The following is a 12,251-nucleotide window of genomic DNA, read 5'->3' on the forward strand; positions in this document are numbered from 1 at the left end:
AAACTGACGTTATAAGTCAGTTTTAACCGGGTTTACGGGTTTCGCTGTTGCAGCCTATGTATTAATCTATTTACATTAGTGCAACCGATACCTAAACCTTATCATGATTCATAGTCGTGCGCTACGGATACGATCTATTTGCCTGAAGATCAATAAAAAAATGATCTTCAGGCTTAGTTTAATGTGTTCTACCATATTACTCCTTTCTTTCATTCCCGGGCATGACGATGCGCCCTTTGATAAGCTTATTACAGCACTCCAACATTGGAGGGACACTATCCCGCAGGAAAAAGTCTATGTGCACATGGACAAGCCTTATTACGCCTTGGGCGATACAATTTGGTTTAAGGGGTATGTAACTATTGGCAGCCGTCATCAGCTTTCTAAATTGAGCGGTGCAGTTTATGTTGATTTGATAAATGAGCGCGACTCGCTGGTAAAATCTCTCAAGTTGCCGGTAACCGCTGGCATGGTAATGGGCGACTTTGTGTTGGTTGACGATTACAAGCAAGGTAGTTACCGCATACGCGCTTATACCCAATGGATGCGCAATGCCGGGCCAGAATACTTTTTTGACCGCACTTTTACCGTGGGTGACTTACTAAGCAACAACTTAATAGCTAAAGCCGATTATCAATATCGGGATAATGAGGGTAAGCAACAACTTACCGCCCTACTACACTTCACCGACGACCAGGGGAAGGCTTTAGGCGAACGCAACCTGCGTTACCAGATCGTAATCGGCAACAAAACCATTTGGACCCAGAATATTAAAACCGATGCCTTAGGAAGTGCAAGCATAAAAATTGATAATGCAGGCAAAACAAACCTAACAGGGGCATACATACGTGCTACTATTGAAAGCGCTAATAACTATCCAATCACCAGAGACTTCGCGATAAAAGCAGAGAAGGCGCAAAGCGATGTCCAGTTCTTCCCCGAAAGTGGCAGCATTGTTAACGGTATAGCATCAAAAATAGGCTTTAAAGCTATCGGCGTTGACGGGCTTGGCATCAGCATAAAAGGCGTTGTGGTTGATGATACCGATATAGTAGTGGCCCAAATAAGTACCCTGCATGCAGGTATGGGTAGCTTTATGTTAAAACCACAGGCTGGCAAAAGGTACCTGGCAAAAGTCACTATGCCCGATGGTGGCATTAAAACCATGGCCTTACCTAAAGCTGCTGATGAAGGTTATACATTAAGCGTATATCAACCGGGTAAGGATAGCGTACTTATTAGAATCAACGCATCGGCAAATCTGATAAAACAACCTCAAAGTGTTAGCCTGTTAGCACATACCGGCGGCGAGAATATATTCTCATCTACTTTAAACATAACCAAGCCAATTACATCTGTTTGGCTTACTAAAAAAGACTTCCCCAGCGGGATTGCTCAATTTACCTTGTTTGATAATACCGGGCAGCCCATCAATGAGCGGATAGCTTTCATCCGCAGTAAAGATTTGATGGAGCTGGATATGAAGACGGCAAAAGACAATTATAAAGGCAAAGAGCATGTTAAAATAGAGCTTGCAGCAAAGGACAGTAAAGGCAAACCTACAACAGGCAATTTTTCTGTGACGGTGATAGACGAAGGAAAAATGCCTGTTGAGGAGAGTAAGGAGAGTACTATTTTTTCTAGTATCTTGCTTTCGTCTGATCTGAAAGGGTATATAGAACGCCCTAACTATTATTTCACTAAAGAAACAGAGGAGGTAAACAAAGCCTTAGACAACCTGATGCTTACCCAGGGCTACCGCCGTTTTGTTTGGAATACGTTAGATAGCCTTACCCGGGCTAAGCCTAAATTTGAGGTAGAGGGACTCGGTGCTAAAATAACCGGTAGGGTAGCAACCTTAACCAACCAATTATTGCCAAATGCTGATGTAATTTTAAATTCGGTTGTAGCTGGTGTAACTAAGTTTACCAAAACCGGGGCTGATGGCAGATTTGTTTTTGATGGTATATTTTTGACCGACAGCCTGAAATTTGCGGTGCAAGCTCGCGGAGCAAAAGGCAGTGATAGAGTTAAAGTATTAGTTGATAGTGTGCGTAAACAGGCAATAACACCGAATCCTAACCGTGGCGATGTAAGCACCGATGTTACCGGCACCTTAAAAGAATACATTGATAATGGCAAAAAGCTGGATGATATCTACATGCGGACCGGTCAGTTGGACAAAGTGCACCGACTGCGCGAGGTACGGATTAAAGCGCGCAAACCTACCCCGCCGCCCTACGCTAACCAAATGGTGAAGATTCCTGAGGGCTTATCCGATCAAACCATAATGATGCGGCCCGAGGACACTGTAAAAACAGCCATAAGCGATTGGTTAGTGCATAGACTAAAAGGCGTAAGAATTATGCCGCATCTTAATATACCTACTTATCCATGGGCAAGGGATCTGACTAAAGGAGGAGTATTGGTACCAATGAAGTTATATCTTGATGGCAGAGAAATTATAGACCCGGATGAGGTGGTAGAGATCCTTACTGGCTTTCAGGTTCAGCCAGAGTCAATTTACAAGTTTGAGTTGGTAACAACCAACACAGCCCTACAACATATATTAAGAGGTCCTGCTATACTGATATATACTAAACGTGACTATGTCCGCAAAAACTACAATCCAAGCGTTGCTAACATTAGCCCTAAAGGGTTCAATAAGGTGCGCGAGTTTTATTCGCCCCGGTATGATAAACTGGGCTCAATCAAGTTACCTGACCTGCGTACAACCGTTTATTGGAACCCGTATTTAAAAACCGACGCCAACGGCAAAACCGCGTTTAACTTCTTTAATGCCGATGGTCCGGCCAGTTATAAGATCATCGTAGAAGGTATAAATGCCGACGGCGAACTGGGCCGCCAGGTTTATCGCTATACCGTTGATAGCAGCCCTGCCGAAGTGGTGGCCCCTGCCCTTCGCCCAGCTAGTAACAAAATGGGCTACATCAGTACGCCATTTAATGATTATAATAAACGCCTGCCGGTAGAAAAAGTGTACCTGCAAACCGATAAGCCATATTACAATATAGGCGACACTTTGTGGTTTAAAGCCTACGTGGTTGACGGCCAAAACCGGCCATCGCGTATGAGCGGGTTACTGTATGTCGAATTCAACGATGATACCCTTTCAAACGTACGGCGGGTAAGCTTACCTATTAAAGATGGCATGGCCTGGGGGCAAATACCGCTTTCAAAAAAAATATTCAGAGTGGGGGCTTTAACCCTGCGCGCCTACACCAACTGGATGCAAAATTTTGGGGACGATTATCTTTTTAAACAGCGCATTTACCTGGGCACATTATCAAACACCAAATGGCTGGTTACTTCGGGTGCATCAATCAATAAGCTAGGCCTTCAGGACCAGGTGCTGGTAGATATCAAACTTAACCATACGGATAAGTTTTTCTCGCCGGTGGCGCTTAAAAAAATGCAGGTAAAACTCTTTGACGACTGGCATTACATTTACAAAGAGAACCATCAGACCGGTATTGACGGCAGTATTAAATTTAGCCAACTGTTAAAAGAAAAAACCGACGTGGGTAGCATGCATGTTCAAATTGCCAGCCTTGAAAAAGCCGACGAAGGCAAAATAATGCAAGTGCCGTTAACCATCATAAAAAAAATAGACCTGCAATTTTTACCGGAGGGGGGTAACCTTGTAGCCGGTTTAAAATCCACCGTCGGCTTCAAGGCGCTGGCCGATAATGGCAGGGGTACAGCGGTAACCGGCGCTATATTTGACGAGGCAGCTAATCAGATAGCCAACTTCGCTACCCTGCATAATGGTATGGGTTCGTTTGAATTTACGCCGCAGACCGGGCATACATACACCGCCCGCTTAACACAACCAAATAACCAAGCTTTCGAGCTGCCGCTGATAAAACCAAACGGTACTGTAATACACATCACTAACTCCGAGCAAGCCGACGAGATCAGCGTAAACCTGAGCCATACGGCCAATTTTGCCTTTAACGATTCGTGCTATTTGGTGGTTACATCAAGCGGTACCATTTATTATTCGCAGGCGATTAAGGCTAGCCAAACTGATATATCTGTGGCAAAAAACCTTTTACCAACAGGCATGGCGCGTTTTACCCTGTTTAAAGGCGCGCAGCCGCTTAACGAACGAGCGATATTTATTGACCATCATGATCGGTTAAACATTAAAATTGTTCCTAATAAAACCACTTATACCAAGCGTGATAGTGTAAATCTGAATATTGAGATTAAGGATAAGCAGGGTTTCCCGGTAAAGGGTAATTTCTCGTTAGCCGTTACGGATAACGACCAGGTTAGGCCAGATACCCTGGGCAATAACGATATCGCGACCAGCTTACTGCTTAACGCCGAATTAAACGGCTACATAGAAGATCCGGGCTATTACATCAACCGTAAAGATAAAAAAGCGTGGCAGGCGTTAGACAACCTCATGCTTACCCAGGGGTGGACGGGCTATAGCTGGTCCGCCGTGCTGGCATCACCACAAAAGCCAGCTTTCGAGGTGGAGAAAAGCCTCAAAATAACCGGGCTGGTGTCAAACGTCAGTAAGAAACCACTTATCAACAATGAGGTTATTATCTCGTCGCAAAAACCATTTTTCCTGGCATCTACGCGTACCGACTCGGCCGGTATCTACATTTTTAAAAACCTGCCTGTAATAGACAGCGGATCGTTTTTTATACAGGCCAACAATAAAAATGGGAAGAAGATAAGCTTTGGCAACATCAACGTACAAAACTTTGTGCCGCCGGCCGTAGCCCCTTATAAAATGCCGGTGGTGCCCTGGTATGTTAACAGCGACAGTAGTATTATAGGCGCCATAAAACGTAAAATTGAAAAGGAAGAAGACGCGAACCGGCCTATAACCGGCAATGTGCTAAAAGAGGTTAAAATAAAGCAAACCAAAATCATTAAAAATTCTTTTTCAGACGGTGAAGCAGATTTTGTATATGACGAACAAGACATTAAGGAATCGGCCACATCAAACATTTACGAGTTACTAAAACAAAAAATTCCGGGACTTAGGGTAGCCAATAATTGGTCGAGACACTATGCGGGCAGGGCTATGATGATGAGGAATAAAGAGCCTGTATCCGTTATGATAGATGGCTGGCCTTTACCCTTACATATTGATGACCGCTATTCGGTGGAAGAATTGATTGCCGAATTGAGTGATATAAAGATAGTTACCCTAACGGGCCTTGAATTTTCGGCATTTCCGGGTACCGCCGACATCCCGCCTTCTGTGGGTGTACACCTTACCACCAAAAACGGCCGCGGTTGGTATTTATTACCCAAAACCGGTACTGTTACTTACCGGCCGCTGCCTCTGTTGTATCCTCAGCAATTTTACAGCCCGAAATACCACATAAAACTACCGGTGACCGAAGTAGATGATCGTCCAACCATTTTTTGGGAACCTAACATCATAACCGATAATGAAGGTAAAGCCACCGTATCCTTCTACACATCAGACAGTGTAGACAAGTACACCATTAAAATTGCGGGAATGGATGGCAATGGAAATGTGGGCGACGGTATGATAAAGTTAAACATCGGCAATACTAAACCATGAAGGCTATAATTTTATACTTTATCTTTTTTCTGGTTTGTTTGTTGATAGCGATAGTCGGCTCTTTATAACGCAGAGAAACAACAGGCGTCTATAACTTCGGCTAAATACCGGCAGTTTTCTATTCTATACACTTCGGCCCACTTATTAGTAACCTGCTCCCTTTATCTACGTAGTTCCTCCTTTACAGCATCGTTTGTCGATACATAGGATACCTTCATCGGTACATCACCCTGGTTGGCAAGGTTAATGGACTACCCGCTACATTAACATTCACAATATTTAAACACAACGATTATGAAAAAATTAATGTTCCTGACACTAGCTCTTGCAGGTCTGGGATTAGCTTCTTGCAAAAAGAACGATAACGCTTCAACAACTTCATCCCGTGTTACGGTTAAGATGACCGACGCGCCCGGCGCGTACGATGCTGTAATACTTAGTATAAAAAGTGTTGTTGTAGTTACAGGCAACGGCGAGCATACCCTAAATGTGGGTGGCGGGCCCATTGACATTTTGCGGTTCCGTTTAGGCAAGGATACTGTATTGGCTGAACAAGACATCCCTGCCGGCACTATTCAACAAGTACGTTTGGTATTGAACCCAACCGGCAATAAAGTGGTAATTAACGGTGTTGCATATGATCTTACTACCCCAAGTGGCCAAACATCAGGTGTTAAATTGAAATTTAACGATAACCTGACTGCAGGCGTTGGCTACACCCTATTGCTCGACTTTGATGCAGCTCAGTCTATAGTAACTACCGGTAATGGTAAATATATACTTAAACCGGTTATACGTGGCATAGCTACTGCAGTGTCGGGTGTAATCTCAGGCAGTGTAAACCCGGCTTTATCATTTCCTAAAGTGCTGGCTATTATGGGTACAGATACTGTAGGTACACTGACAGATGTAAACGGCCGCTTTTATTTCCCGGGTCTTCCTACAGGCACTTACAGCGTTCATTTTTTACCGGTTAGCCCATATGCTGCTAAAATTGTAAATGGTGTTACCGTAAGCAAAGGCGCCATAAATGACATGGGCACTATCAGCATTTCACAATAATAATACCCCCATTATATTCAAACAGATAAAGGGAGCTAGTTTAGCTCCCTTTTTTATTAAGTTAATTTAAAGCCAGCGCTTATGGTCTACTTTACATATCATTTGACAACTTCTATTCTTTCGAGCTAGATTTTGTTATCCGGTAATTTTAACGAGTTAAAGCGCTGTTCCAGTTTCCTGGCACCTGCAAGCCTGGGTCGTATTATTAGTTAAAAAGATACATTAATCTGTTATAGTAAGCAAAAGCACACCTTATGTCGGCAGGCAATTATAGCCCTTGGTTGTATTTATTTATTTTAAGTTCAAAAACTATAACGAAAACAAGAATATCTACCGAATTATTCTTTAAACGATTAATACTTTCGCCATACATTATTTAATAATTAAGAGGTTTATAAATTGTATTGCAAGGCATTTATTTAGCAATTGCTAGAGTCGAAAAACATCAACTAAAAAGGCAATATATAATTGATTACCAGTGAGTTATGTATTACCAAATTAAGCTAATCCTACTCAAAAAACATAATTTCAAATGGGGGCACTTGCTTTGCACACCCAATACAGATGAAACTGTTTATAAAAAAAATGGTTTGTATTAGCTGCCAACTGGTAGTGAAATTTGAACTTGAAAATATTGATATCCATTGTACGACTATTGGACCGGGTTGGCTTGAGACCTGCGAACCCGTATCTGCTGTGCAAATGGAAAAAATAAAAATTGCTTTACAAAAGGCGGGGTTAGAACTAATTGATGATAAAAAGACTATCCTGATAGAAAAGATCAAGCACGCTGTTTTAGAAATATTTAGCAAGCCTGACACTATTTTAAAAACTAATTTCTCGTACTACCTAAGTCAAAAGCTTAATCTCGATTATACTTACCTTGCTAACGTATTCTCTGAAACACAGGGATCAACTATAGAAAATTTCGTAATAACTAACCGGATAAAAAAAGTAAAGGAACTGATTTGCAATAAAGAACTTAACCTTACTGAAATTTCCTGGAAACTGCACTACAGCAGTGTTGCGCATCTATCAACGCAGTTTAAAAAAGTAACCGGCATCACCCCCTCACGCTTCAAACATCTGGAATGCAACGGCCTGTTACCTTCGCCAATGTGTGAATTATAAAACTTATTAGAAAAATTATGTAACAGCTGGCCCTTATTACGGGGCTATGTTTGTATCGTGCTAAATTTTGCCCAATAAAGGGCTTCATACAGCTATGTTTTTTAAATAAGATAACATGAAAAAAAATTTTACCCCACCCCTAACTGAATCGCCACTACGTAAAGGTAATGGCTATTCAAAATTACTCAACGCTACGTGGTACCTGGCCCTGCTTGCGTTACTTTTTACAGCAGGCTGTAAAAAAGACAAGTTTGCAGCTGTACAGGGCGTTTGCCCAACTGTGGTAACTGACCCTATGGATAAAGCAGTGGATGTAGTGCTTAACAAAGTAATTACAGCAACTTTTAATACCGCTATGGATAGCACCACTATTAATAGCAAAACATTCATAGTTAAGCAAGGCGCAACAGTGGTAGCCGGTCAAATTAAAACTACATCAAACCCGGCGGTATTTACTTTTACTCCAACGGTTGCATTAGCGCCGTTTAGCGTATACACAGCAACGATAACCACAGGCGCCGCTGATAGGTTCCGTACAGCATTAACAAATGATAACGTTTGGTCTTTTACTACAATACCACAGGTTACATTATCAGCCAACCCGGTTATTGGTGGTGTTACAGGTGGTGCAGGAACATTTGCACAAGGTGCTAGTGTTACGGTTACGGCCACACCTAATGCAGGTTACATCTTTACCAATTGGACAGAAGGCGGTAACGTGGTATCAACAAGTTCAAGTTACACGTTTAAAATGGCGGGCAACAGGGCTTTGATTGCGAACTTCGCAGTCGTTCCGGTAGGTCAATTCGCGGTAGTACTTTCTTCAAATCCTGGACCAGGCGGCACAACAACGGGCGGTGGCTCATATAACGCGGGTACTAATGTTACTGTAGTGGCTACCCCTACAGCCGGCTATAGCTTTGTTAACTGGACAGTTGGCGGAACCGTAGTTTCTACCAGCCCTACTTATACGTTTTTATTGGTTGCAGACAAAACATTGGTAGCTAACTTTACCTTAGTTCCGGCTTCTCAATTTGTATTAGTATTATCGTCGGCGCCACCTGCAGGCGGTTCAACAACGGGCTCAAACTCTTACCCGTCGGGCACGTCAGTAACAGCAACCGCTATTACCAATACCGGCTATACCTTTACAAACTGGACAGATAATAACGTAATTGTATCAACAAGTGCGGCTTACACCTTCCCGTTAACTAATAACCGTACGTTGGTAGCCAACTTTACTCAAAACGCATACACGCTAAATGTTACCGCAGTAAATGGCCTTGTTGATAAAAACCCTAACACGGCTACCTATCTTTCGGGTAGCTTGGTTACGCTTACAGCAAAGCCTAATACCGGTTTTGTATTCTCATCATGGAGCGGAGACGCCGGTGGTAGTGTAAACCCATTGACTGTTAACATGAATGGCAATAAAAACATTACGGCAAACTTTATAGCCACCCCGGCCGTGGCACCGTTGTTCTCATCTATCTTTGGCGCCTTTGGCGGCACGGCAGGTGTAACAAATCAGGGCATAAATACAGTAATCAATAACGGTTCATTAGGTACCACAGCGGTTTCTACTGCAATTACAGGTTTCCATGACGGCCTAACCGGTGATGTTTATACAGAAACACCGTTAAACGTGGGTTTAGTAACAGGCGGCCTTTATTCTGCCCCTCCATTCCCGGGTACGGCACCAAAATTCAACATTGCAACACTTGCGCTGGCTGCGGCCAATGCATTCTATATCAGTATATCGCCGGCTAACAGGCCAGGTGGTACTGATCCGGGTGCAGGCGAATTAGGAGGCTTGACATTAACACCAGGCACCTACAAATCTGCAAGCGGTACGTTCAAAATCACTAACGGCAACCTTACGCTTGACGCGCAAGGCAATCCAAATGCCGTATGGGTATTCCAGGCACCCACATCGTTAACAGTAGGTATTGCAGGTCCTTTGGGCGCACGCAGTATTATATTAACAGGTGGTGCTAAACCAGAAAATGTGTATTGGTATGTAGGTACTGCCGCTACAATTAATGGCGCCGGTGGCGGTGTTATGGTAGGTACTATTATATCATCAGCTGGTGTTACTTTCTCTACAGCGGGCAACACGGTACAAACCGTGCTTAATGGCAGGGCAATATCATTGGTAGCTTCGGTTACCATGGTAAACACTACCATTAATAATCCATAAGATATCGCTATTGCTTAATCAATACCCCCTCATTTCGAAAAGTTTTTTGAGATGAGGGTGGTCATTGATCTACATAACTCCACATTAATTTCAAATCAAAATATTATGTTAAAAACTTATATATCATTACAAAAATTAACCATAGCTTTTATGGTTTTAATTTTTGCCTGTAGCAATGTACAGGGACAAAACACCCCGCCTACATGGTGGGTAGGCGTATCCGGTGCGGCCAATGTTAATTTTTATGACGGTACAACCCAAACATTAAACAACACTTTAATTGCACCTACTGCTTTGCATAAAGCATTTGGCGTGCGTCCATACGCATCATTTTTAATAGAATATCGCCCTACGCCAATTTGGGGCCTGATGTTAAACCTGGCTTATGATGGCCGCGGGGCAAAATTTGACGATGTTGTTGCACCCTGCAACTGCCCGGTTACCTTACATTCAGATTTAAACTATATCTCTATCGAACCCAGCTTGCGTTTAGGTTTTAAATCAAACAACCTGTACTTTTTTGCTGGTCCGCGCGTGGCATACAACATCAATAAAGATTTTAAATATACGCAGTTAAAACAACCAAATACTGTTGCTGATTTTAGCGACACCAAACAATACCAGTTTTCTGGCCAGGTGGGTATGGGTTATGATATCATGATGTCAAAACCATCAAACCTACACCAGGTTAGCTTGTCGCCCTTTATTTCATACCAACCATATTTTGGCCAACAACCCCGCAGTATTGAAAGTATGACCATTCAAACTGTTCGGATAGGCATGGCATTAAAATTTGGTAAGGCACATCAGGCAGTTGTAAGAGAGGCTGCGCCATTGCCAATGGTGGTAACACCGCGGGCGCATGAGTTTAATTTAGCTGTGCGCGCACCTAAAACTGCTGCTGCACGCGAGGTAAGCGAAACACTGCCATTACTTAATGCAGTATTTTTTGATGCGGCATCAACGTCTATACCGAGCAGGTATATATTGCTCACTAATAGTGAAGCTACGGCGTTTAATGAAATGCAATTACAACAGCCAAAATCTACAAATACGCCGGGCCGTTCTGCCGGCCAGCTAAATGTTTACCATAACATTTTAAATGTTGTTGGCGACAGAATGCGTTTAAATCCAGGCGCAGTTATTGTTTTAAACGGAGCATCGGCCGCCGGCCCTGCAGATGGTAAAGCAATGGCATCGTCTGTAAAAGATTACCTGGTTAACGTATTTGGTATTGATGGCTCGCGCATTGCTGTACAAGGCAGCTTTAAACCGCACCCACCGTCAGAAAAAATAGGTGGTACAAAAGATCTTGACCTGTTAAGTGCAGAAAATCGCAGAGTTGATATTGAAAGCAAATCAACAGCATTACTGGCTGAAGTTGGCGGTGGCATGATGAAACCTGTACAATACACCAATTCACAGGCCGATCCGCTTGACAGCCACGTTGTTTTAACGGTTGATTCTGCTAAGCAGTTACTTAAATCATGGTCTGTTGACGTGACATCAACCAGTGGTACTACACAACACTATGGCCCTTATTATGCGGACATGGTAAGTATACCGGGTAATACCATATTAGGCAATAGCCCGACCGGCGATTATACAGTAACCATGACGGGCGAAACCACTAACGGCCTTGCTGTTAAAAAGGAAAATACTGTGCATTTAACACGCCAGGATGAAACTGTTTTAAAGGGACTTAAGTACAGCATTATGTTTAGCTTTGATAAAGCAACAACCATAGCGTCATACAAAAAGTTTTTAACAGACAAGGTAGCACCATTGATTACTGATGGCGCAAATGTGTTAATACACGGCCATACCGATGTTATTGGCGAACCGGTTTACAACCAAAAACTATCTGAAAGCCGTGCGCAAGAAACCCAAAAGGTTATTGAAGCTGCGTTAGCTGCAAAGGGTATAAGTAATGTTAAGTTTGACACATCTGGTTTCGGTGCAGATACCGGTCATTCGCCGTTTGATAACAGCTTACCTGAAGAGCGCTTTTATAACCGTACGGTTATCATTGATATTATTAAGTAAGTAAAAATTAATACAAGTACAATAGCTTGTAAACTAAAAAGCCACCTGAAAGGCCAGTCATGGTCGGAAGATTAATCTTCCGACTTTTTTGTTTTGAAGGATTTGGTTTTATTTGATATAGATATCTGAATATCAGATATGGCCATATTTAAAGATCATACCATCAATGTAAAACAGCTCTTAGGCTTCATTCCCGAGGCGCTAATAACAAATTTGTCTGTAACGACCAGG

5 protein-coding genes are annotated in these 12,251 nt (G+C 42.8%); all 5 read left to right on the plus strand.

Annotated features, from left to right (window positions below; all coding sequences use genetic code 11):
* Nucleotides 1–103: 103 nt before the first annotated feature.
* Entirely contained in the window at nt 104–5,581 is a 5,478-nt protein-coding gene (locus ACFSYC_RS17495; protein ID WP_377130139.1) for a carboxypeptidase-like regulatory domain-containing protein, read from the plus strand.
* Nucleotides 5,582–5,875: 294 nt separating this feature from the next.
* Entirely contained in the window at nt 5,876–6,643 is a 768-nt protein-coding gene (locus ACFSYC_RS17500) for a DUF4382 domain-containing protein (RefSeq protein ID WP_377130140.1), read from the plus strand.
* 564 nt (nt 6,644–7,207) lie between these two features.
* Nucleotides 7,208–7,774 (plus strand): helix-turn-helix domain-containing protein, encoded by a 567-nt coding sequence (locus tag ACFSYC_RS17505; RefSeq protein WP_377130141.1) that lies wholly within the window; start codon nt 7,208–7,210, stop codon nt 7,772–7,774.
* A gap of 115 nt (nt 7,775–7,889) precedes the next feature.
* A complete protein-coding gene (locus ACFSYC_RS17510) occupies nt 7,890–9,974 on the plus strand; it encodes an InlB B-repeat-containing protein (RefSeq protein WP_377130142.1) in 2,085 nt (694 codons plus the stop codon).
* A 105-nt stretch (nt 9,975–10,079) separates the two neighbouring features.
* Complete coding sequence (locus ACFSYC_RS17515) at nt 10,080–12,020, plus strand: outer membrane beta-barrel protein (RefSeq protein WP_377130143.1); 1,941 nt, start codon at nt 10,080–10,082, stop codon at nt 12,018–12,020.
* Nucleotides 12,021–12,251: the final 231 nt, after the last annotated feature.

It is taken from the genome of Mucilaginibacter antarcticus, from assembly GCF_042686155.1.
Classification (GTDB): Bacteria; Bacteroidota; Bacteroidia; order Sphingobacteriales; family Sphingobacteriaceae; genus Mucilaginibacter; species Mucilaginibacter antarcticus.